Annotated in this window: 23 protein-coding genes and 1 pseudogene; 22 read left to right on the top strand and 2 right to left on the bottom strand. The window is 44.7% G+C overall.

The window, feature by feature from the left end; translation table 11 throughout:
* Position 1: 1 nt before the first annotated feature.
* From hflX to AB4X21_RS06925, 8 genes are all read left to right on the top strand, one after another.
* Complete coding sequence (gene hflX / locus AB4X21_RS06960) at positions 2-1,249, top strand: GTPase HflX (protein ID WP_320910566.1); 1,248 nt, start codon at positions 2-4, stop codon at positions 1,247-1,249.
* Entirely contained in the window at positions 1,233-1,862 is a 630-nt protein-coding gene (locus AB4X21_RS06955) for a cystathionine beta-lyase (RefSeq protein ID WP_369087710.1), read from the top strand. Before hflX ends, AB4X21_RS06955 begins: the two co-directional genes overlap by 17 nt.
* Positions 1,863-1,865: 3 nt before the next feature.
* The gene (rnz, locus tag AB4X21_RS06950) at positions 1,866-2,795 is read left to right on the top strand and encodes a ribonuclease Z (protein ID WP_320910568.1); all 930 of its coding nucleotides are present in this window, start codon (positions 1,866-1,868) and stop codon (positions 2,793-2,795) included.
* A gap of 1 nt (position 2,796) precedes the next feature.
* Positions 2,797-3,552 carry an SDR family oxidoreductase gene (locus AB4X21_RS06945; protein WP_320910569.1) on the top strand — a complete coding sequence of 252 codons (756 nt, stop codon included), beginning with the start codon at positions 2,797-2,799 and terminating at the stop codon, positions 3,550-3,552.
* 10 nt (positions 3,553-3,562) lie between these two features.
* Positions 3,563-4,273, top strand: a complete 711-nt coding sequence (locus AB4X21_RS06940) for a methyltransferase domain-containing protein (protein ID WP_320910570.1) — start codon at positions 3,563-3,565, stop codon at positions 4,271-4,273.
* 1 nt (position 4,274) lies between these two features.
* Entirely contained in the window at positions 4,275-4,679 is a 405-nt protein-coding gene (locus AB4X21_RS06935; RefSeq protein ID WP_369087709.1) for a GNAT family N-acetyltransferase, read from the top strand.
* Positions 4,680-4,933: 254 nt separating this feature from the next.
* The gene (locus AB4X21_RS06930) at positions 4,934-5,500 is read left to right on the top strand and encodes a hypothetical protein (protein WP_369087708.1); all 567 of its coding nucleotides are present in this window, start codon (positions 4,934-4,936) and stop codon (positions 5,498-5,500) included.
* Positions 5,497-5,691, top strand: a complete 195-nt coding sequence (locus tag AB4X21_RS06925; RefSeq protein ID WP_369087707.1) for a hypothetical protein — start codon at positions 5,497-5,499, stop codon at positions 5,689-5,691. Before AB4X21_RS06930 ends, AB4X21_RS06925 begins: the two co-directional genes overlap by 4 nt.
* 190 nt (positions 5,692-5,881) lie before the next feature.
* Here the strand turns inward: AB4X21_RS06925 and AB4X21_RS06920 are convergent, their stop codons facing one another.
* The gene (locus tag AB4X21_RS06920) at positions 5,882-7,879 is read right to left on the bottom strand and encodes a Cna B-type domain-containing protein (protein ID WP_369087706.1); all 1,998 of its coding nucleotides are present in this window, start codon (positions 7,877-7,879) and stop codon (positions 5,882-5,884) included.
* Positions 7,880-8,360: 481 nt separating this feature from the next.
* On the opposite strand from AB4X21_RS06920, the gene recJ reads away from it, so the two are divergent.
* The 5 genes from recJ to AB4X21_RS06895 all read left to right on the top strand — a co-directional run bounded on the left by recJ (position 8,361) and on the right by AB4X21_RS06895 (position 13,596).
* Entirely contained in the window at positions 8,361-10,586 is a 2,226-nt protein-coding gene (gene recJ, locus AB4X21_RS06915; RefSeq protein WP_369087705.1) for a single-stranded-DNA-specific exonuclease RecJ, read from the top strand.
* On the top strand, positions 10,583-11,176 hold the full coding sequence (locus tag AB4X21_RS06910) for a TipC family immunity protein (protein WP_270299609.1): 594 nt from the start codon (positions 10,583-10,585) through the stop codon (positions 11,174-11,176). The genes recJ and AB4X21_RS06910 overlap by 4 nt, the downstream gene beginning before the upstream one ends.
* 159 nt (positions 11,177-11,335) lie before the next feature.
* Positions 11,336-11,848 carry an adenine phosphoribosyltransferase gene (locus tag AB4X21_RS06905; protein WP_003002788.1) on the top strand — a complete coding sequence of 171 codons (513 nt, stop codon included), beginning with the start codon at positions 11,336-11,338 and terminating at the stop codon, positions 11,846-11,848.
* A gap of 101 nt (positions 11,849-11,949) precedes the next feature.
* A complete protein-coding gene (gene metA / locus AB4X21_RS06900; protein WP_320910576.1) occupies positions 11,950-12,894 on the top strand; it encodes a homoserine O-succinyltransferase in 945 nt (314 codons plus the stop codon).
* A gap of 9 nt (positions 12,895-12,903) precedes the next feature.
* Positions 12,904-13,596 (top strand): DnaD domain-containing protein, encoded by a 693-nt coding sequence (locus tag AB4X21_RS06895; protein WP_320910577.1) that lies wholly within the window; start codon positions 12,904-12,906, stop codon positions 13,594-13,596.
* A 183-nt stretch (positions 13,597-13,779) separates the two neighbouring features.
* Here AB4X21_RS06895 and add read toward each other — a convergent pair whose 3' ends face one another.
* Positions 13,780-14,799, bottom strand: coding sequence for an adenosine deaminase (add, locus tag AB4X21_RS06890; protein WP_369087704.1), 1,020 nt, complete (start codon positions 14,797-14,799; stop codon positions 13,780-13,782).
* 137 nt (positions 14,800-14,936) lie between these two features.
* On the opposite strand from add, the gene yghU reads away from it, so the two are divergent.
* The 9 genes and pseudogenes from yghU (at position 14,937) to AB4X21_RS06845 (ending at position 23,120) form a co-directional block, all read left to right on the top strand.
* On the top strand, positions 14,937-15,725 hold the full coding sequence (gene yghU / locus AB4X21_RS06885; RefSeq protein ID WP_369087703.1) for a glutathione-dependent disulfide-bond oxidoreductase: 789 nt from the start codon (positions 14,937-14,939) through the stop codon (positions 15,723-15,725).
* 270 nt (positions 15,726-15,995) lie between these two features.
* Positions 15,996-16,685, top strand: a complete 690-nt coding sequence (locus tag AB4X21_RS06880) for a tRNA (adenine(22)-N(1))-methyltransferase TrmK (RefSeq protein WP_369087702.1) — start codon at positions 15,996-15,998, stop codon at positions 16,683-16,685.
* Positions 16,672-17,469, top strand: a complete 798-nt coding sequence (locus AB4X21_RS06875) for a Nif3-like dinuclear metal center hexameric protein (protein WP_369087701.1) — start codon at positions 16,672-16,674, stop codon at positions 17,467-17,469. The genes AB4X21_RS06880 and AB4X21_RS06875 overlap by 14 nt, the downstream gene beginning before the upstream one ends.
* A 6-nt stretch (positions 17,470-17,475) precedes the next feature.
* A complete protein-coding gene (locus AB4X21_RS06870) occupies positions 17,476-18,567 on the top strand; it encodes an NAD(P)/FAD-dependent oxidoreductase (protein WP_369087700.1) in 1,092 nt (363 codons plus the stop codon).
* Between the two features lie 252 nt (positions 18,568-18,819).
* Positions 18,820-19,101, top strand: a pseudogene (locus AB4X21_RS06865) (ZIP family metal transporter).
* A gap of 92 nt (positions 19,102-19,193) precedes the next feature.
* Positions 19,194-20,063 carry a glucose-1-phosphate thymidylyltransferase RfbA gene (gene rfbA, locus AB4X21_RS06860; RefSeq protein ID WP_003002772.1) on the top strand — a complete coding sequence of 290 codons (870 nt, stop codon included), beginning with the start codon at positions 19,194-19,196 and terminating at the stop codon, positions 20,061-20,063.
* Positions 20,063-20,656: a dTDP-4-dehydrorhamnose 3,5-epimerase family protein gene (locus tag AB4X21_RS06855; protein WP_320910583.1), complete on the top strand. Its 594-nt coding sequence runs from the start codon at positions 20,063-20,065 to the stop codon at positions 20,654-20,656. The genes rfbA and AB4X21_RS06855 overlap by 1 nt, the downstream gene beginning before the upstream one ends.
* A 201-nt stretch (positions 20,657-20,857) precedes the next feature.
* Positions 20,858-21,904 (top strand): dTDP-glucose 4,6-dehydratase, encoded by a 1,047-nt coding sequence (gene rfbB, locus AB4X21_RS06850; protein WP_003002700.1) that lies wholly within the window; start codon positions 20,858-20,860, stop codon positions 21,902-21,904.
* 124 nt (positions 21,905-22,028) lie between these two features.
* Complete coding sequence (locus AB4X21_RS06845) at positions 22,029-23,120, top strand: hypothetical protein (RefSeq protein WP_369087699.1); 1,092 nt, start codon at positions 22,029-22,031, stop codon at positions 23,118-23,120.
* Positions 23,121-23,259 lie beyond the last annotated feature (139 nt).

The raw sequence follows: 23,259 nt of genomic DNA, 5'->3' as shown, positions 1-23,259 counted from the left end.
CATGATTGAAACAGAAAAGAAACAAGAACGCATCCTTTTGATTGGTGTGGAACTTCAAGGCATGGACAATTTTGACATGTCTATGGAGGAGTTGGCGAGCCTGGCTAAAACAGCTGGTGGAGATGTCCGGGGTTCCTATACACAAAAGCGGGAAAAATACGATACCAAGACCTTTGTCGGCTCAGGAAAACTAGAAGAAATCGCGCAAATGGTCGAAGCAGATGAGATTACGACCGTAGTGGTCAATAATCGCCTGACCCCCCGTCAAAATGTCAACTTAGAAGAAATCCTTGGGGTCAAGGTCATTGACCGGATGCAGTTGATTTTAGATATCTTTGCCATGCGGGCTAGGAGTCATGAAGGGAAGTTGCAGGTGCACTTGGCCCAGCTCAAATACCTTTTGCCACGCCTTGTCGGTCAAGGGATCATGCTTAGCCGTCAGGCTGGGGGAATTGGTTCTCGTGGTCCAGGGGAAAGTCAGCTGGAGTTGAACCGCCGGAGCGTTCGCAATCAAATCACCGATATCGAGCGCCAGCTCAAGGCAGTTGAAAAGAACCGGGAAACCCTTCGTGAAAAACGCTTGGAATCACCTGTCTTCAAGATTGGTTTGATCGGCTATACCAATGCAGGAAAGTCGACCATTATGAATCAGCTGACCAGTAAGAGCCAGTATGAAGCCGATGAACTCTTTGCGACCTTGGACGCCACAACCAAGAGCATCCATCTAACAGGCAATCTGCAAGTGACGCTGACCGATACGGTTGGCTTTATCCAAGATCTACCAACAGAGCTGGTATCGAGCTTTAAGTCGACCTTGGAAGAAAGTAAGAATGTGGACCTCCTGGTCCATGTCATCGATGCGTCTGATCCCAATCATGAAGAGCATGAAAAGACGGTGCTTTCGATCATGAAGGACCTAGATATGCTGGAGATCCCTCGCTTGACGCTTTACAACAAAGCAGATAAAGTAGCAGACTTTACACCAACCCAGACACCTTTTAGCTTGATTTCAGCACGCTCTGAGACAGCCCGTGAAGATCTCCAGGCTTTGCTACTAGAAAAACTGAGAGAACTCTTTGTTCCCTTTACCATTCGCGTTCCTTTTTCAAAATCTTATCGGACACATGATCTAGAAACAGTAGCGATCATTGACCAGCGCGAATTTGAAGAAGACATCGAGGTCATTCAAGGCTATATCGCAGAGAAAAATAAGTGGAAGTTGGAAGAATTTTATGACGGATTACGTTGATTTAGCAATAAAATATGGAGGCTATACCAGCCTCGATCGGGTCTATCTGACCAATCTTTTAAGCACGATCCCTGAGGAATTGCGTCTCCGTGTGATTACGCCTCCCCCAAGTGTGATCAACGCCTATTTTGCTGAGCTCTATCAAAAGAAGAGCCCCAAGGAGGCCATGGATTATTTCTTGGACTTGAGTCGGGCATTTGACTTATTCACAGTTCAGCAAACCTTTGATGAACGAAATCCCTTTATCCGCCTCAACTTATCAGGTAAGTCTTATGGCTTGGCTTACGTAAATGAAGAGCTAGCCTGTGTCTTTGCTGAACATCCAGCAGAGGATATCACCTCTTCGATTTTATTCGAAATTGCAGAGATCTTTCCTCATTGTTTGGTCTTTGAAAAAGATGGCAAGATCTGTCTGCAAGAGGCCGGCCCAGAAGTGGTCACTAAAACAGAAGCCCTCTCCGCCCTGACTGACTTGATGAGCTTGGAAGATGGACGCTTGAAACTGTCAGGATATAACCAAGAGGAGCTCCTTGAGCTAGCGCAAGCCTACCCAGGCAACCTTTCTTTCCGTTCAGAGAACCGGACGGCCATGATTTATATAGATAGAAAGTAGACAATGGACATTCAATTTTTAGGAACGGGAGCTGGGCAACCCTCAAAAGCCCGAAATGTATCGAGCTTGGCGCTCAAATTGCTAGATGAGATCAATGAAGTCTGGCTCTTTGATTGTGGTGAAGCGACACAGAATCAAATTTTAGAAACGACCATTCGTCCACGAAAGGTTAGCAAGATCTTTATCACTCACTTACACGGAGACCATATTTTTGGTTTGCCAGGTTTCCTCTCTAGCCGGGCCTTCCAGGCCAATGAAGAGCAGACGGATCTGGATATCTATGGACCAGTAGGGATCAAATCCTTTGTGATGACTAGTCTTCGCGTATCAGGTTCTCGCCTGCCTTATCGCATCCATTTTCATGAATTCGATGAACATTCTCTAGGTAAGATTTTAGAAACCGATAAATTCACGGTTTATGCGGAAGCTTTGGACCACACCATTTTCTGTGTGGGTTACCGGATCATGCAGAAGGACCTCGAAGGAACACTGGATGCGGACAAGCTGAAGACAGCAGGGGTTCCTTTTGGTCCGCTCTTTGGTCAGGTCAAAAATGGACAAGATGTCACCCTGGAAGATGGGACTAAGATCATTGCAGCGGATTATATTTCAGCCCCTCGGCCTGGTAAGATTATCACGATCCTCGGAGATACCAGAAAGACTGATGCTAGCGTCCGCCTTGGAGTCAATGCGGATGTCCTCGTCCATGAGTCTACCTATGGCAAGGGCGATGAGAAGATTGCTAAGAAACACGGCCACTCGACCAATATGCAGGCGGCAGAAGTGGCGCGTGAAGCTGGAGCCAAGCGCCTTCTTTTGAACCACATCAGTGCTCGCTTCTTATCAAAAGACATCAGCCAATTGCGCAAGGATGCATCCAGCATTTTTGAAAATGTCTATGTCGTCAAAGATTTGGAAGAAGTGGAGATCTAAGATGCGAACCATTCTCATAACAGGAGCAAGTGGAGGCTTGGCCCAAGAAATGGTCAAGCTCCTCCCTGAAGATCGGCTGATTCTCCTAGGTAGAAATCAAGAAAAACTGGAACAACTCTATGCCAGTCATCCTCAAGCTGAATGCATCGGGATTGATATCACTGATTCCTCAGCCGTCCAAGATTTGGTAGAAGAGCTCTATCAGCGCTACGGGCAGATTGATATCTTGGTCAACAACGCAGGCTATGGGATTTTTGAGGCCTTTGATCGCATTTCTGACCAGCAGGTGCAGGAAATGTTTGAGGTCAATACCTTTGCCCTCATGCAGTTTTCACGCTTGATGGGTGCGCACATGAAGGCAGCAGGAAAGGGGCACATCGTCAACATCGTCAGCATGGCGGGTCTCGTCGCAACTGCCAAATCCAGCCTTTATTCGGCCACCAAGTTTGCGGCCATTGGTTTCTCCAATGCCCTGCGCTTGGAACTCATGCCCTTTGGTGTCCATGTGACGACGGTCAATCCAGGCCCCATTCGGACCACTTTCTTTGATCAGGCAGACCCAGACGGAAGCTATGTCAAGGCTGTGGATCGCTACATTTTGGAACCAGACTTTGTGGCTAAGAAGATCGTGAAAAGCTTTGGAAAACCAAAACGTGAGCTCAATCTGCCTTGGCTCTTGAACCTGACCCACAAGCTCTATACCCTTTTCCCACGCATCTCGGACAAGCTAGCCAGCAAGATGTTTAACTTCAAATAGGAGGAGATCGATGGCCGCAAATATTCAAGCCTATTTAGAAAACCTCCAGCAACCCTGGGGACAGATCTATTATGATATCCTTTTTGCTCAATTACAGGACATCAAGGGGAAGCGGGTGCTTGATTTCGGGAGTGGTTTTGGCCTTGTAGCCAACCACCTGGCACAAGACAATGAGGTCCTTGCTGTGGAACCTAATGAGGAAATGGTGGCTTTGCGGGCCCAGGACCATCCCTACCAGCAATTCGTCGGAAGTCTGGACCAGTTAGCAAGTCTTGAAGATGCTAGCTTTGATGTCATTCTCTGCCACAATGTCTTGGAGTATGTAGAGGATCGCAAGGTGATTCTAAAGGAATTCACTCGTCTCTTGAAACCAGGAGGCCTGCTCTCTATCGTCAAGCACAATGAGGTTGGCCGCGTTCTGCAGACCGTCGTTTTTGAAAATGATCCTCAGAAGGCGCTTGATCTCTTAGCAGGTCAGAACTTGGAAACTCACTTCATGGGCTTGGCTCAGGCCTATGATCTAGATAGAGCAGTAGAAGATCTAGCCCTCGAAGTTCAGGACTACCAAGGGATCCGAGTCTTTTATGCATTGCAGGACAACCGCTTCAAGGGCCAAGAAGGCTGGCGAGAGTCTATGCTTGAGATGGAGCTAGCTGTTTGCCAAGAGTCCCCTTACCGGGATATCGCCTTCTTCCAGCACTATAGGTTAAAAAGGAGTTAAGATGTTAGATTATAAAAAAGAAATTCCAGCGATGACAGACCTACTCGCACTCTACGGCTCGGTTGGTTGGACCAATTATACCAACAACCCATCTATGCTGGAACAAGCTGTCAAAGCTAGTCTCTGGCAGTTGGCCGTCTATGATGAGAAAGAGCTCGTCGCCTACATTCGCTTGGTAGGTGATGGCCACTCGGTTATTTTTGTGCAGGACCTTTTGGTAAGACCAGATCATCAGCGTCAAGGTATCGGAAGGAAACTCTTAGAAGAGGCTTTAGCGACCTTTCCAAATGTCTATCAACGGCTCCTTGCCACTGAACGTAGCGAAAAAAATCTAGCCTTTTACCAGTCTCTCGGCTTTGTCGAACTTTCCGAGCAAGCCTGTACAGGGATGATTTATATAAAATAGAGAGTGGGACATTAATCGGTAATTCGTTAGAATTCGATTTCGTCATCCCACCTCCGCAAAGTTGAGTAGGGCTGTAAAAGCTGATGAAATCAGCGTAGTAGAGCCCACTCAACCACTGCGTCTTGCTCGACAATCCAAAAATAATTGAGAGACTAGGACTTTTGTCCCAGCCTCTATCTATTTGACTGACAAAAGGGGGGATTGATGGTAAAATGAGGAGGAGATTAGGTTAAATTTAGCAAGGAGGTCAGGCTATGAAACTCAATGATTTCAAACTATTCGCAGGAATTCCACTTGTCCTTTGTTGCCTCCTTCTTTCCAGTTGTAAGATCATGACACCGAGTGATTATAAAAAAGCGAAGGAAGTTGTCAGCAGTGAACTTGCTAAGGTTGGTCTGCATGGGGATGTTAAAATTAATCGTCTTTCCTGGCAGGCTTTAGAAATTCCAGGTTATAAAGTCGATTTTACTTATTCGGAGAAAACCTATGACGGTCAAACCGTACCTCTTGAGGTGCATGCTTTCTTACAAAATGACTGGTCTGATCCCTATGGACAAACCACTCCAAGTTATAAAGAAGTTTTTACAGAGCAGAAGGCAGTACAGAAAAAAGAAGCCCAACTACTGGATAAGCTTAAAAAGCAGGATTTAGGAATGACTCTCTCTTATTTTCATTTTCTCCCCAATGTTAGTTCTTCTTATCAAAAGGAGGTTGCAGAAGAACTGGAAGAACTCAAAATAGGCAAGAAGGAAAGAAAGATTTCGCAGGTTATTACCAGATTCCGTACGCCACCCTTATTCAAAAGGGGATGGTTCGTATGATGATCTCAGTAGAAGACGACCAATCCATCCAGGAAAAGGATTTAAAAGCTGCCGCTAAAAAGTTGGATGCTAGTGTTCTTCCAGATGGTGACTATGATTTCTATTACCTGGATTTCAAGAATAAAGATCATGAATCCATCTCCTATCATTTTAACGTTAAGGATGGACAGGTTGTGAAATTGGATCAGTAAAAAAGGTGAAATAGGAAAAACGACAGCTCAAGATGAAGGTCCCTGAGCTGTTTTTGTTATCTATTAAAGAAAAACAGGATAAAAAAGAGAACCTTTCGGTTCTCTCTATTTGTTTCAACTTCTATGAATGAGAGTAGAAGTTTCTTCGTTAGGGGGTTGATAGAAGTAAGGACTGTTCCTAATGATACGATTAGTTATCAGTCAATTTCCGTTTGATTCCAACAGCACCTGCTAAGACAAGAATTCCTGAGAAGACAAGTCCAGATGCAACAACTTCACCTGTATTAGGAAGAAGTGTTTTGTGACCTCCACCATTGTTTTCACCATTGGAACCTGGCGCACTTGGTGTCGTTGTAGTACCAGAATGTTCAGGTTTATTTGGATTTTCGGGTGTAGTCTTAGGTTCTACAGTAGTAGTTGTTGTATCTTCTTCACTACTATTGTGGTTTTCTGGTTCTTCTGGTGTTGTAGTCGCTTCGGTAGTCTTAGGTTCATCGGTAGTTGTTACAGTAGTCTTAGGCTCTTCTGTTGAAACAGTTGTATCAGGAGTCTCAGGCGTAGTAGTTACAGTAGTCTTAGGCTCTTGAGTTGTAGTAGTTGTAGTTGTGGGCTCTTGAGTCGTAGTAGTTGTGGTTGTAGGCTCTTGAGTCGTAGTAGTTGTAGTTGTGGGCTCTTGAGTCGTAGTAGTTGTGGTTGTAGGCTCTTGAGTCGTAGTAGTTGTAGTTGTAGGCTCTTGAGTCGTAGTGGTTGTGGTAGTCGGCTCTTGAGTCGTAGTAGTTGTGGTAGTCGGCTCTTGAGTCGTAGTGGTTGTGGTTGTAGTCTCTTGAGTCGTAGTAGTTGTGGTAGTTGTAGTTGGTTTATTTGATGTGTTGACCACTTTAATCACGTTGTCATCATCAATTTTCTCAACTTTAGAAGTGTAACCTTCTGGAGTGTTTGTTTCCACTACTGAGTACTCAATCTTCTTACCGTCTTTGATACCTGGCAATTTCGTAAATGCTGCTTTCCAGCCAGAAGCTTTTGTAAGGGTTTGTGTTAACCCATCCAAGGCTTTGCCGTCCGCATACAATTGAACAGTAATATCTTTACGGTCAGCTTCATCGTCACCAACCCATTCTTTTTGAACAGTCACAGTTGTGTCACCAGTTAGCCAGAATTTCAATTCAGTGTTGTTCCAGAATGCTGGGTCAGTTTGAGGTGTTGTGATTTCATCAGCTGTCAATGTAGCATTGTTGTCAACGCGAATGGTTGTCTTAGGAATTAATGTTTGGTATTCAACGATCAATTCATCGCTAGAAGCTGTTTTAAAGACATCACTGACATCTGATAAATTCACGGTAAATCCATTGCCGTCCGCATCGAATTTCACATGTTTCCAGAAGTCCCAACCTGAAGCAATCACTTGTCCACCTTTTCTTAAAGTGAAGGATGGTTTCAAGTAAGTTCCCACAAAGAATTCATTTGCAGCGTGGTTAGCAGCAGGAGCAAAAGTGATTTTTGAGTAATCGACGGCTGGAGCTTGGATTTTATCTGATACAACAGGGTTTGTGATGGCTTGTTTTTTACCATCTCCATTGATACGGATAAACCATTTTGTTAGATAGTAGTCATCCCCAACATTCAACCATGCCCAGTTTTCAGATACGTCTAATTTGAATTCCTTAGATACATAGTCACCTGTAAGGTTGTATTTATTTAAGACAGATTCAAATACACCAGGACCATCAGGACGAGTGATGACAACGGATTCAGATCCAACCTTAGAAGTGGCAGTTTTGTTTCCAGGATTTCCTGGAGTGCTGTCCCACACTACTTGGTATGAGAAGCCACCCTTAACGTTTTGGTTCATGGATTCGATGGCTTTTTTAAAGGTAAAAGTAATCTTTTTGTTTGTCATCGTAATGGTCGCTACTTCAGCGCCATTTGCTTGAAGTGATTGTGTTGCAATTTCAGTGATGTTGACACCTTCTGGAGCATCAATAGTAAACGTATCGCCTTCTTTAACTGATTTACCAGTTAAATCCCAGTCAAATGAAAAGGTAACCTTTTGTCCACTTGCTTGGGCCTTTAAGTTGGAGACAGTTGGTGAAACAGTAGTGGCGCTTACGGGTTTAATCACAGACAACCCTAAGGCTACCACACCGATGATAGCTACAAATGCAACTATCTTTTTATAAAGAGATTTCAATTAGCCTCATTTCCTTTCTTCTGCCTGCCCTTTCCGAGGTTTTTCTATTTAGTGATATATCCTAAAATAGAAAGACTTCTAATTTCCACTCCATGAAACCAGCCGCCTCAATTTAAGATGGACCGATGAAACGTTTGCTCCTTTAATGGAAAAAAATGAAAACAAACCCACCGATAAAATCAGCTCAAACCCTCTAACTACGTTTGTTTAGATAGAAAAAAGAGAGAAATGACAAGCGTCATAATGTTCAAGTGATAATAAGCGTTACAAATTTTAACAGAACAATCATTCCATTACATATTTAAAAAAGATTATTATCACTAATATTATAAGCTTTTATGTATACAAGTCAATCTAAATGTAACAAAAATAAAAGATATTGTTCATTTCGTCGCAACCACTTCTTGACCTTTTTTCCACCGCCATTTTCGGCTTTCATGATATAATATTCAGATAAGAAAAAGAGGAGACCAAAAGCTAGATGATCACTTCAAAATACGATTGGCAGTTAGCTTCGCCAAGAGCAGATGAGGCCTTTTTAGCCCTTGCCAAAAAAGCAGGCCTAGAAGCATCCGTGGCAACCTTGCTGTATGAGCGTGGCATTCAGACCAAAGAGGATTTAGAAGACTTTTTAGAACCCAAGCTGGAGAAGCTACACGACCCTTATTTGCTCCATGATATGGACAAGGCAGTGGAGCGCATCCGACGGGCCATCGAAGATTATGAGCAGATCCTCGTCTACGGAGACTATGATGCGGATGGGATGACTTCGGCCTCCATTATGAAGGAAACCTTGGAGCAGATGGGGGCAGAGGTGCAAGTCTACCTACCCAACCGATTCACAGACGGCTACGGTCCCAATGAGAGCGTCTACAAATACTTTATCGAGCAGCAAGGCATTTCCCTGATTGTCACGGTGGACAATGGGGTTGCGGGAAATCAAGCCATTGCCATGGCCCAAGCGATGGGAGTCGATGTCATCGTGACGGACCACCACTCTATGCCAGAGGTTTTACCGGATGCATATGCGATCATTCATCCGGAGCATCCAGATGCGGATTATCCCTTCCATTATCTAGCAGGATGTGGTGTGGCCTTTAAGTTGGCCTGTGCCCTCCTAGAGGAAGTACCAGTCGATCTCTTAGACTTGGTAGCGATTGGGACCATTGCTGACATGGTCAGCCTGACAGATGAGAATCGGATTCTGGTCAAATATGGTCTGGGTGTTCTCCAACATACCCAGCGCATGGGCTTGCAGGAGCTCTTGGAGATCGCAGGGATTCGTCCGGAGGATGTCAATGAAGAAACGGTTGGTTTTCAGATTGCTCCTCGTCTCAATGCCCTTGGCCGCCTCGATGATCCCAATCCGGCCATTGAACTCCTGACAGGATTTGACGATGAAGAGGCACACGAGATTGCTCTCATGATTCATCAGAAGAATGAAGAACGAAAAGAGATTGTCCAAGCTATCTATGACGAAGCTAAAACCATGGTGGATCCAAGTTTGTCCGCCCAGGTCTTGGCCAAAGAAGGTTGGAATCCAGGGGTCCTTGGTATTGTAGCCGGCCGTCTATTAGAAGAGCTTCATCAGCCAGTTGTTGTTTTAAGCATCGAAGATGGGCGGGCTAAAGGAAGCGCTCGGAGTCCTGAGTCGGTCAATATCTTTGAGGCCCTCGATCCCCACCGGTCGCTCTTTGTCGCCTTTGGAGGGCATGCCGGTGCAGCAGGGATGACCTTAGATGTAGACCAACTTCCTGCCTTGTCTCAGGCTCTTACGGATTACATTGCAGAACAAGAGATTGATCTCAGCAGCAAGTCTAACTTAGCCATCGACGAGGAACTGCATCTAACAGAACTAACGCTTGAGACCTTGAAAAGCTTTGATCGCTTAAGTCCTTTTGGCATGGACAATAAAAAGCCGGTCTTTCTAGTCCGTAACTTTAAGGTAGAAGGGGCACGCTCGATGGGAGCTGGCAATACCCACTTGAAACTCAAAATTTCTCAAGAAGATGCGACCTTTGAGGTGGTGGGTTTTGGCTTGGGGATCCTAGAGGCAGAGTTTGCACAAGCGCAAGACCTAGAGTTAGCTGTGCAGTTGTCGGTCAACCAATGGAATGGTCAAACAACCCTCCAGCTCATGCTGGTTGATGCGCGTGTGGACGGCGTGCAGCTCTTTAATATCCGCTCTAAAAATGCCAGTCTCCCCGCAGGTGTTCCCGTTCTTGATTTTACTAAAGAACTGCCAGATCTATCTGGAGCACCCGCTGTTGTAGTTGGAAATATCCCTGAGGATTTAGAGCAACTACGGCAAATCTTCCAAGAGCATGATTTCCAGGCCGTTTATTTCAAAAATGAGATCGCCAAAGCCTACTATCTGACAGGATACGGTAGCAGGGACCAGTATGCCAAACTCTATAAGACCATCTACCAGTACCCAGAGTTCGATGTCCGTTACAAACTCAAAGACCTAGCGGCCTATCTTAAGATCCAGCAGATCCTCTTGGTCAAAATGATTCAGATCTTCCAAGAGTTGGGCTTTGTGACCATTGAAAATGGCATCATGAAGGTTAATAAAGAAGCAGAAAAACGCGAAATCGCGGAAAGCAGCATCTACCAAAAACTTAAACAAACGGTGAAAGAGCAGGAGTTGATGGCCCTTGGAACGGTTCGCGAAATTTATGACTATCTGACAGGTCAGGAATCATGAAAAAACACCTAAAAAAATTCCTCTGGCTCACTCCCTTCCTGCTTTTTGGACTTTATTGGTTGGGAATCTACCTGAGCTTGAGGAACCCTATGGAAGAAATTAACTACTCTGAAAATGGTGGATGGATGCGCTATGTGATGTTTAAGCCCTTTACAGAGACAATCGGTAGCGATCGCATCTGGAAAGAAGATGAAGGATTTCAAATTTACCCTTATTCAAAAGGAATTGTTGGCGTTGATGAGCGACTTTCGGTCTTGATGTTTCGTGATTCAACTGATTGGACTTTTCGATATGAAGTCGATGTGGATAAGGATGTTACGGTTGGTTTTGGATTTATCTATGATTCTAAGAAAAAAATCTTTAGACAGACCGGCTTATTCTTTTCTAGAAAAGGTACTACTTACAAAGGCCAGCAACTTCTTGATCAACTTGCCGCCTATGGCAAAGACCGTACTTGGTTGAAAAAGCAAAGTAAGAAGGTAGCTGAACAATACATTCTTGGCACCTGGTTCAAAAGGGGAAGCTCTCGATATTCTTTAAAAAACCTAGGTGATATGAAAATTAAGTACAATAAATTGATAGAAGAATAGTAAGGATGTTTCCAATTCCAATCCTGCATCTTTTTCAGGTGTGGGATTTTTGCTTTTGACGCAGGAGCTTGGGAAAATGATTTGGCAAAAAATGATGCAAGTTAGTAGAATTCATGATATAATGGAATGTAAAAAATTTTTTATGAAAGAAAGTTAACCATGAATTTAAAAGATTACATTGCAAGCATTGAAAACTATCCACAAGAAGGAATTACCTTCCGTGATATCAGCCCTTTGATGGCAGATGGCAATGCTTATAGTTATGCGATTCGTGAAATCGTTCAATACGCGACGGATAAGAAGATCGACATGATCGTCGGCCCTGAAGCGCGTGGATTCATCGTTGGATGTCCGGTCGCTTTCGAGCTCGGTATTGGTTTTGCGCCTGTTCGTAAACCTGGTAAATTGCCACGTGAAGTCATCTCAGCTGACTACGAAAAAGAATACGGTGTGGATACCTTGACCATGCACGCCGATGCTATCAAACCAGGTCAACGTGTTCTCATCGTTGATGACCTTTTGGCGACTGGTGGTACGGTGAAAGCAACCATCGAAATGATCGAAAAACTCGGTGGAGTTGTTGCAGGTTGTGCCTTCTTGATCGAGTTGGATGATTTGAAAGGTCGCGAAGCGATCGGCGATTACGACTACAAAGTCTTGATGCATTACTAATATAGTCTAATACTATAACTGGCTACAGAAAAACCATAATTGAAAACTATAAGCTCCTATCATATAATGTTAGTTAAGAACTTGTAAGATGGGAGCTTTTTATGCCAATTACTCTAGATAAAAAATTACCAGCAGTCGATATCCTTCGTTCAGAAAATATTTTTGTCATGGATGATGTTCGGGCGACTCACCAGGATATTCGGCCGATGAATGTTCTCATTCTGAATCTGATGCCGACCAAGGTTGCGACAGAAACCCAGCTCTTACGGCTCCTTGCCAATACGCCCTTGCAGATCAATGTAGATTTCCTCTACATGGCGAGCCATGAATCCAAGAATACAGCGGCTGAGCATTTGGAGAGCTTCTACAAGACCTTTGAGGATATCAAGGATAATTACTATGACGGCTTGATTGTGACAGGAGCACCTGTTGAAAAGATGGACTTTGAGGAAGTAGACTACTGGGAAGAATTGACCCAGGTCTTTGAATGGTCTAAGCGGCATGTCTTTTCCACCTTACACCTCTGTTGGGGAGCTCAGGCTGGTCTTTACTACCGTTACGGGATTCAAAAAGTAGAGCTCTGTGACAAGCTATCCGGTATCTATGACCAAGTAGTGGTGCGTCCGGAAAGTCTTCTCATGAGAGGCTTTGACGATCGCTTCCTTGCCCCTCATTCTCGCTATACGGATGTTCCTTTGAAGGAAGTCCTTGAAAAGAGCAATCTTCAGGTGATCGCGCAAGGAAATGAAGTTGGCCTTTCCATCATTGCCAGTCCAGACATGCGTGAGGTGTATAGCTTTGGCCATCTGGAGTATGATCGCGATACGCTGGCTAAGGAATATAACCGAGATGTCAAGGCAGGCTTGGATCCGGATGTTCCTAAGAATTATTTTGATCACGATGATGCCAGTACAGAGCCTCGCATTCGCTGGAATCTAGCTGCGACAACCTTCTTTAGTAATTGGATCAACTATGCGGTTTATCAAGAAACACCTTACCGCTTGGAAGAATTGGAAAAAGATATTTCATTTTATGGTTACCTATAAAGGGGAATTATGACATATTCACAAGCATTTAAGTATGGCAACTTGGTTCTTCCAAGTGCCTTGCTTTTTCATTATCATGAGTTATTTGACCAGGCAGATGACTACTTGGTTTGGCAGTTTTTCTTCCTTCAAAATACGACTGGTCAAGAGACCTTGACTCCCAATCAGATTGCTAGTCATCTGGGAAAAACGGTGACAGAGGTCAATCGGATTATGTCCAATTTGACCACCAAGGGACTTCTTCAATATCGGACCATTGAGCTTAATGGAGAAATTGAGGCCATCTTTGATGCGACCATAGCCCTGGAACGCTTGGATGAAATTTTAGACGCTCAGACACAAGGGAAGACACAGAGTGCTCCTGCCAAGGGAAATGTCATCAAGGACTTGGTGGAAACCTTCCAACAGGAGCTTGGACGACTCTTGACGCCTTTTGAGATTGAAGATTTGACCAAGACCGTGCGCGAGGATCAGACAGATCCAGATGTGATCAAGGCAGCGCTACGAGAAGCTGTTTTTAATGGCAAGCCTCACTGGAAATATATCCAGGCCATTTTGCGAAACTGGCGCAGTGAAGGCATCAACAGCCTGGCCCAAGTAGAGGCGAAACTACAAGAACGCGAGCAAGCTAACCCACGCAATGTGACGGTTTCAGACGATTTCTTACAGGCCATGGATTTGTGGAAGGATAAAAAAAACTGAGAGTGGGACAGAAATCGGTAATTCGTTAGAATTCGATTTCGTCGTCCCACCTCCGCACAGTTGAGTAGGGCTGTAAAAGCTGATGAAATCAGCGTAGTAGAGCCCACTCAACCACTGCGTCTTGCTCGACAATCCAAAGATAATTGAGAGGCTAGGACTTTTGTCCCAGCCTCATTTTTTTGTTTATAAATAGTCCGCGTAGGCTTTTTCTAGTTTGGTGAGGAGTTCTTGTTTTTCTTCCTCACTTGCAAAGGAAGCCTGGATGGCATGGACATTGTGCTGGTAAAAGTCAATTTCCTTGGTTTGGAAATGCTGATGATAGAGAGCGTATTCCTTGGTGAGGTCGGTATCAGATACAGTCCGGTTATCGGTATTGATACTGATCCGAGCACCGGCTGCATTCATCTTCAAATAAGGGAAATCTTCTATAGTCGGCGCTGCTTTTGTCTGTAAGTTGCTGGTCAAGCAGAGTTCACCAGTGACCCCATTTTCAATAAAGGATTGGAGTAAGGCTGGTTCATGAGATAGAGCTGTCACGTGGCCATTGCGTTTGATACCAAATGCAATCGATTGGGCAACAAAGTGTGGGCAATGACACTCACCTGCATGAAGCGTCATAGGACGATGGTAACTCTTGATTTGCTCAATTAGAGGTCGAATATCTTTTGGAGAGTAGTTGTGCTCATCTCCGGCAAAGTCAAAACCAACAAAATCCTGATCACTAACTTGGTTGGCTTCTGCAAGAATGCGAGATGTGACTTCTTGATCTGACTGGCGCATGCCACAGACCAAGGCTTTTGCAACAATGCCAAATTCCTCCTGGGCTTGGCGCAGACCATCGCAGACAGCATCGATGGTTTCTGGGACAGTGAGGCCTTGGTCCATGGACAATTCTGGTGCAAAGCGGACCTCGATGTAGACGACATTTTCAAGAGCGACTTGCTTGGCCACATCGTAAGCGACAAGCGTCAAGGCTTCTTTGGTTTGAAGAAGGGGCCGAATGTAGTCAAAGGCCTCCAAATAGTCCAAAAGATTCTCACAGTGGGCAGGCGCAGTGACATGGTGCTTGAGCTCCTCATCGCTAGCAGGTAGATCAATATTGGCCATAGCTGCCAACTGGCGAATGATTGGAAGCGACAAGGAACCGTCTAAGTGACAGTGAAGTTCTGTCTTTGCCAAACTATGAAAATCGATCGTGGACATGGTTTTCTCCGTAAAATTGTATTTTTTCTATACTATCATTTTGACAAAAAAAGTCAAGTAGCCTTCGCGTAGCAGATATTTGAAAGGGAGCCCGAGATTTGATATGCTAGGAGTAGCGAAATTAAAGGAGAAGAAAGATGTCAGACTATCAATTACCAGAAGTATGGGAAGCACCGAGCCAAATGGGAGGAGCCTGGGGTGGCTTGAACCAACCAACAGCAGGTGCCCGCTTTGAACAAACCCTTCCAAAAGGCGACCAGCCTTTCCAACTCTATACCCTTCCAACACCCAATGGGATCAAGGCCACCATTATGCTGGAGGAATTGAAAGAGCTGGGTGTGGATGCAGGCTATGACGCTTATCGGATCAAGATTGGCGAGGGAGATCAGTTTGGAAGTGACTTTGTAGCCATCAATCCTAACTCGAAAATTCCAGCCATGTTGGATCAATCAGGAGAGGAAGCGATTCGTGTCTTTGAATCAGCTAATATCCTCCTGTATCTAGCTGAGAAATTTGGCAAATTAATACCGACTGATCGGGCTAAACGGACAGAAGTGCTCAACTGGCTCTTCTGGCAGACGGGTGCAGCACCTTTCTTAGGGGGAGGCTTTGGGCATTTCTTCCACTATGCACCTGAGAAAATTGAGTATGCCATCAACCGCTTTGCCATGGAAGCCAAACGTCAATTGGACCTACTGGACAAGGAACTGGCTACTAAACCTTATATCGCAGGGGATGACTATACCATTGCAGATATTGCCATCTGGTCTTGGTATGGCCGTCTAGCCCAAGACAAGGTCTGGGACCGTGCAGGGATTTTCCTAAATGTGAAGGAATACAAGCATCTGCAAGCTTGGACAGAGAAAATCGCCAATCGCCCAGCTGTGAAACGTGGCTTGGAAGTAGAATATAAGGAAATTGACTAAAGTCTAATATCGGCTTGTTGAGGATGATAGCGAGAGTTTCCGCCGTGAGTATAGCACATGAAACGTATAAGTTTCATGTGCCCGGAAGTTTTGAGACATTAGACTCAAAACTTAGTCATGGAACTTTGAAGAAGTTCGCTGACGTCCGGACTCACCTAAGGAAAGTCTAAAGTAATACCTTTCCATAATAGACAAGGCGCCGTTGCGCCTTTTTTTAATGGTGCAAACATGGTATACTAAAGGGTGGAATAAAACTTTAGAAAGTAGCACATGGAATTTACAAAATTATCAAATCGCTTGGACTTGGTGGCTAGCTTCGTCCCAGCTGGAGCACGTTTGTTGGACGTGGGGAGTGACCATGCTTATCTCCCAATCGCTCTCTTACAAGAAGGCAAGATTGAGGCTGCCATTGCTGGTGAAGTGGTAGAAGGGCCCTACCAGTCTGCCCTCCAAAATGTTGCGGATAATGGCTTAGAGGACAAGATTGAGGTCCGTCTGGCCAATGGCTTGGCTGCCTTTGAACCAGCAGATGGCATTTCCTGTATCACCATTGCTGGCATGGGAGGACGCTTGATTGCAGATATCCTAGCCGCAGGTCTAGAAAAATTAGCCAGTGTCTCCCGCTTGGTCCTCCAGCCCAATAATCGGGAAGATGAACTGCGGGCTTGGTTGGTAAACCATGAATTTCGCATTGTTGATGAAGCGATCTTGGAAGAAAATGAGAAGTTCTATGAGATCCTCGTGGTGGAACACGGTTCTCAAGAATTGACAGCCAAGGAACTGCGCTTTGGTCCCTATTTGATGCGGGAACAAGCTCCAGCCTTTGTCCAAAAGTGGTCCAAGGAAGTGGAGAAATTGGCCTTTGCCTTGGAGCAGGTCCCAGTTGAGAATCAATTTGCCAGAGCATCGTTAGAAGAGCGTATCGCACACATCAAGGAGGTCCTACATGTTAGCAAGTGAAGTTATCAAACGCTATGAAACCTATTGTCCTCAGGAACTATCCATGGAGGGAGATGTTCGTGGCTTACAGGTCGGCACTTTGCAAAAAGACATTCATAAGGTCATGGTGGCCTTAGATATCCGCGAGCAGACGGTGGCGGAAGCTATCGCTCATGGGGTGGACTTGATCATCGTCAAGCACGCGCCCATTTTCCGTCCCATCAAGGATCTGGTAGCTGATCGGGCACAAAATCAGATCTATATCGATTTGATCAAGCACGATATCGCAGTCTACGTCAGCCATACCAATATTGACATTGTCCCAGATGGTCTCAACGATTGGTTCTGCCAGCTCTTGGACATTGAAGATATAGAACCCCTCAGTATGACAGGGGAAGGGCTCGGAATCGGCCGGATCGGTCGGGTAGCTACTCAAACCTTTGGACAGTTGGCTAGCAAGCTTAAAGAAACCTTTGGCTTAGATGCTTTGCGCATAGTCAGTTATGATGAGGCGGATTTGGATCGGGTCATTGAGCGTGTCGCCATCTGTGGAGGAAGTGGCCAGTCCTTTTACAAGGATGCTCTTGCTAAGGGGGCAGAGGTCTATATCACAGGAGATATCTACTACCATACGGCTCAGGACATGCTGAGCGATGGGCTCTTGGCCTTGGATCCGGGTCATCATATCGAGGTTCTCTTTGTGTCGAAACTAGTAGAAAAGCTTAACCAGTGGAAGGCTGAGGAAGCCTGGGAGATTGAAGTGATTGGCAGTCAAGCCAGCACCAATCCTTTTTACCATATCTAAGGGGTCATGATGAAAGTTGCCATTATTGGTGCAGGGATCGTGGGATCCACTGCAGCCTATTATTTATCCAAAGAAGCGCAAGTGGATGTGACTGTCTATGACCATGGAGTCGGCCAAGCGACTAAGGCGGCAGCAGGCATTATTAGCCCTTGGTTTTCCAAACGGCGAAATAAGGCCTGGTATCGCCTGGCTCGTCTGGGGGCTGATTTCTACCAAGAATTGGTAGAAGACCTGGCAAAGGATGGAATTAAAACAGATTTTTACCAGCAGACCGGTGTCTATCTCCTCAAGAAAAAGGAGGAGAAATTAGACGAACTCTATCAGTTGGCGCTGAGCCGTCGGGAAGAATCTCCCTTGATTGGAGACTTGGCGATCTTGACCAAAGAAGAAGTCAGTGAGCAATTTCCAGGTCTACAAGGCTTTGAGAAGCTCCTTTATGCATCAGGTGGTGCTCATGTAGAGGGAGCCCTTCTGACGTCAACTCTTCTTGAAGCCAGTGGGGCAAGAGTGATCAAGGAAGAGGTTACTCTCTCTGTCTTAGATGATGGCTATCAGATTGCCGGAGAAAGCTATGACCAAGTCATCCTAGCAACAGGGGCCTGGTTGGGGAAAATCCTTGAGCCACTCGGCTACCAGGTTGATGTCCGTCCGCAAAAAGGACAGTTGAGGGATTATCAGTTAGACTTAGATACTGATGATTATCCTGTGGTCATGCCTGAAGGAGAGCTGGATATCATTCCATTTCAGCAGGGCAAGATCAGTATGGGAGCCACCCATGAAAATGAGATGGGCTTTGACCTGACGGTGGATCAAACTCTGCTTAATCAGATGGAAACAGAAGCCCTGTCTTACTATCCAGAACTAGCTCAAGCAGAAGTTATAGGGGAGCGCGTGGGAACTCGTGCCTACACCAGTGACTTTTCACCATTTTGGGGAGCTGTTCCTGATCGAGCAGGCCTCTATGCCGCCAGTGGACTTGGTTCGTCTGGCCTCACAACTGGTCCCCTCATTGGTTGGCACCTAGCCCAACTCGTGGCAGGAGGAAACCTGCGCTTGGATCCAGCAGATTATCCAGTTGAACAATATGTGAAGAAGTAGGCTGGGACAAAAGTCCTAGCCTCTCAATTGTTTTTGGATTGTCGAGCAAGACGCAGTGGTTGAGTGGGCTCTACTACGCTGATTTCATCAGCTTTTACAGCCCTACTCAACTGTGCGGAGGTGGGACGACGAAATCGAATTCTAACGAATTACCGATTTCTGTCCCACTCTCTTTTTTTCGAAAGACCTTCTGTAATTTGGCTAAAAATAGTAGAATAGAGGGAGTGAATCATCAAGAAAATGGGAGTTATTATGAATTGGTTTCAATCGCAATCCGTGGTCTTGCAGGCCTTTCTCGCAGGATTGTTTACATGGGGCTGTACCATTGTCGGGTCAGCTATCGTCTTTTTCTTCAAGCATATTAGTCGCTAATTACTGGATATCATGATGGGCTTTGCGGTAGGTGCGATGATTTTTGTAGTGGTCGAAGAGTTGATCCCAGATTCCCAGACCAATGGCAACACAGATGTTGCGACACTTGGTCTCATGGTTGGCTTTGTCATTATGATGATCCTAGACGTCGCTTTGGGATAACCTGTCATCACCTTGGAACATAAATGCAAGGTGACTTTTTTATATAAACATGATAAAATAAGGGTAATGACTACGTAGAAAGGCCTAACATTATGAAAGGTATTATTTTAGCAGGGGGCTCAGGAACTCGCTTGTATCCATTGACACGTGCGGCTTCTAAACAATTGATGCCCATTTATGACAAACCGATGATCTACTATCCGCTGTCAACCCTTATGTTGGCTGGGATCAAAGATATCCTGATCATTTCGACTCCTCAAGACCTACCTCGTTTTGAAGAGCTTCTTGGAGATGGTTCTGAGCTCGGAATTTCTCTCTCTTATGCAGAGCAACCAAGTCCAGATGGCTTGGCGCAAGCCTTCATCATCGGGGAAGACTTTATCGGGGACGATCACGTTGCCCTCATTCTTGGGGACAATATCTTCCACGGAAATGGCTTAACCAAGATGTTGCAACGGGCAGAAGCGAAAGAAAAAGGAGCGACTGTCTTTGGTTACCAAGTCAAAGATCCAGAACGATTTGGTGTGGTAGAGTTTGACGCGGATATGAATGCTATCTCTATCGAAGAAAAGCCAGAACATCCAAAATCGAATTTTGCAGTGACAGGACTTTACTTCTATGACAATGATGTGGTAGAGATTGCCAAAAACATCAAACCAAGTCCTCGTGGAGAGCTTGAAATCACTGATGTTAACAAGGCCTATTTGGAGCGTGGAGATCTTTCTGTTGAGCTCATGGGCCGTGGTTTTGCCTGGTTGGATACAGGAACTCACGAAAGCCTCTTGCAAGCTTCTCAATATATCGAGACTGTTCAACGTTTGCAAAATGTCCAAGTAGCCAATCTTGAGGAAATTGCTTATCGCATGGGTTATATCACCAAGGAACAAGTTCATGAATTAGCGCAATCATTGAAGAAAAACGAATACGGACAATATTTGCTCCGTTTGATTGGAGAAGCTTAATGACGGAACAATTTTTTGATAAAGAATTAGCAGCCCGCAAAATTGAAGCCATCCCAGGCTTGATGGAGTTTGATATTCCTGTGCGCGGAGATAACCGTGGTTGGTTTAAAGAAAACTTCCAAAAAGAGAAAATGCTTCCTCTTGGCTTCCCTGAAAGCTTCTTTGCGGAAGGCAAGTTGCAAAACAATATCTCCTTCTCACGCAAGCATGTCTTACGTGGTCTGCATGCAGAGCCTTGGGACAAGTACATCTCTGTAGCAGATGAAGGAAAGGTTCTTGGAACTTGGGTAGACCTTCGTGAAGGCGATAGCTTTGGGAACACCTACCAAACCGTGATCGATGCTTCAAAAGGCATCTTCGTTCCTCGTGGTGTTGCCAATGGGTTCCAAGTTTTGACAGACAAAGTTGCCTATACATACTTAGTCAATGATTACTGGGCACTGGAACTCAAGCCAAAATATGCTTTTGTCAACTATGCAGACCCAAGCCTAGACATCCAGTGGGAAAACTTGGAAGAAGCAGAAGTCTCAGAAGCAGACAAGAACCACCCGTTGCTCAAAGATGTCAAACCCCTAAAAGCAGAAGATTTGTAAAAATGAACTTTGCGAAGCAATAGCGCGACTGCAAGGAGCGTTATAAGAGAGTTTCTGCCCTAGTGAAAACAAGATTCCCTCAGGGAATCTTGTAGGAAAATCTGGAGACTTAGGCTTCGGATTTAGCCATGAAACCGAAGGGTTGCTGGCGTCCCTCACTAGCTAAAGGAACAATCAAAACAAAAACTATTTGGAGAAAAAATGTCAGAATATAAACATATCATCGTAACCGGTGGAGCTGGTTTCATCGGTTCAAACTTCGTACACTATGTCTACAACAACCATCCAGACGTGCATGTGACTGTCCTTGACAAACTCACTTACGCTGGTAACCGTGCCAATATCGAAGAAATCCTTGGAGATCGTGTCGAGTTGGTGGTGGGAGACATCGCGGATGCTGAATTAGTTGACAAATTGGCTGCCAAGGCTGATGCGATTGTTCACTATGCGGCTGAAAGCCACAATGACAACTCCCTCAAAGATCCATCTCCATTTATCTACACAAACTTTGTTGGAACTTACACACTCTTGGAAGCGGCTCGTAAATACGACATTCGTTTCCACCACGTGTCAACAGACGAAGTCTATGGGGACCTTCCATTGCGTGAAGATCTTCCTGGACATGGGGAAGGTCCTGGTGAAAAATTCACTGCTGAAACCAAATACAACCCATCATCACCTTATTCATCAACCAAAGCTGCTTCAGACTTGATTGTAAAAGCTTGGGTACGTTCCTTTGGTGTCAAAGCAACGATTTCTAACTGTTCAAACAACTACGGGCCATACCAACACATCGAAAAATTCATCCCACGTCAAATCACCAATATCTTGTCTGGCATCAAGCCAAAACTTTATGGTGAAGGCAAGAACGTCCGTGACTGGATCCACACCAACGACCACTCAACAGGTGTTTGGGCCATCCTTACCAAGGGCCGTATCGGTGAAACTTACTTGATTGGTGCTGACGGCGAAAAGAACAACAAGGAAGTGCTTGAGTTGATCCTTGAAAAAATGGGACAACCAAAAGATGCCTACGACCGTGTAACAGACCGTGCTGGTCACGATTTGCGTTATGCTATTGATTCAACAAAATTGCGTGAAGAATTAGGTTGGGAACCACAATTCACCAACTTTGAAGCAGGTTTGGAAGACACCATCAAGTGGTACACAGACCACCAAGATTGGTGGAAGGCTGAAAAAGAAGCTGTAGAAGCCAATTACGCGAAAACACAAAAAGTTTTGAAATAATGAAGAAAGTCCAAGTGGAAAATCGCTTGGATTTTTCAGATATTTTTCTGAAAATCAAAAAATTAACCATTGATTTATGGTATAATATGGTTAGTTTTTAGGATGAATCAATAAGGGGGATAGAATGAATCAAAACGATTGGGTTGAATATTTTGAAGCGATCAATGGTCGCAAGCCAAGTATGCAAGAATTTCAAGCAGCGCGTGAAAAAGGGGAGTTTGTCGTAGAGCGAAAAGAAGCACCAGCTCCAGCAACTAAAGCACAGGCTCCTGCTCAGGAAGTACCTGTTGCATCTAGCGCACCTCTTTCACAAGAGCAGAAAGCTTTTGTCCAACCGCAGCCATCGGCGAAAACCTTACAACCTGTTCCAAGACCGAAAAAATTGACACTTTCTTTCAATAAACAATCCCAAATTGGGGCCGCAGTTGCGGGACTTGTCGCAGTGATTTCCTTTGCTTGGTTCTTTTTCTTTTCAGGTGGACCAAGTCTAGATGGTGTTTGGTTGCGAAATACGGATTCAAGTCCGGTCACTTATGAACTAAGTGGAAAGAAACAAAAAGTCAATGGTGGCGAGACCATCAAAAAGGTTCTCAAGGGCAATGAAGCGAAAAAAGAATTTAATACCGCACTTTCTTTGTTAAATGCGACTGACTTGCATTCACTTGCGGATGTCGATAAGAAATTTAACCTGAAAACGACAGAAATAGTTGTTATTAAATCTGGTGGGAACACACGCTATAATTTGCTCCAAAAAGACGGAAGCAATATTATTTTAAGAAATGATTTATTCGACTTGAAAACTTATAAATCATACGAAGGAAACTTTGAAGAGAATTTGGTCTATCACAAGATTGAAATACCAAAGGCCATGGTTGGAAAATGGAAGAATGTGACAGAAGGAAGTAATACAACTGTTCAGATTTCAGATCACGGAATTATTAGTGATAAGTATTACGATAGCAAGGCTTACGCATTCTATTCTCTAGCTGATTCAGAAAAGTATGATGGAGACACAACTTCTAAAGAAGAGATTGAACACACATTTGAAGTAATTCAAGAAGCGGTGAAATCAGAAGGCTATCAAGTGAAGAGCGCTAAGGAAGTCTATATACAAGCTAATTCAAATTATTGTTTCGTACCTGTCAACGGTGGAAAAAATATACTCGTCTTACGTGGTGGTAATGAATTTGCCGCAAAATTAGAAAAAGTGAAATAATGAAAGGACCGCAAGGTCCTTTTAGATTGAAGACAAAGTCATCTTAGAAACTTTCCTTAGGTGAGAACGGACGTCAGCGAACTTCGAAGAAGTTCCATGACTTAGTTTTGAACCTAAGGTTTCAAAACTCCCGAGTGCT

The sequence above is a fragment of the Streptococcus sp. CP1998 genome, from assembly GCF_041026655.1.
Taxonomy (GTDB): Bacteria; Bacillota; Bacilli; order Lactobacillales; family Streptococcaceae; genus Streptococcus; species Streptococcus dentalis.
Note: the sequence above shows the minus strand (reverse complement) of the source record. Positions and strands in the feature narration are given on the sequence as shown.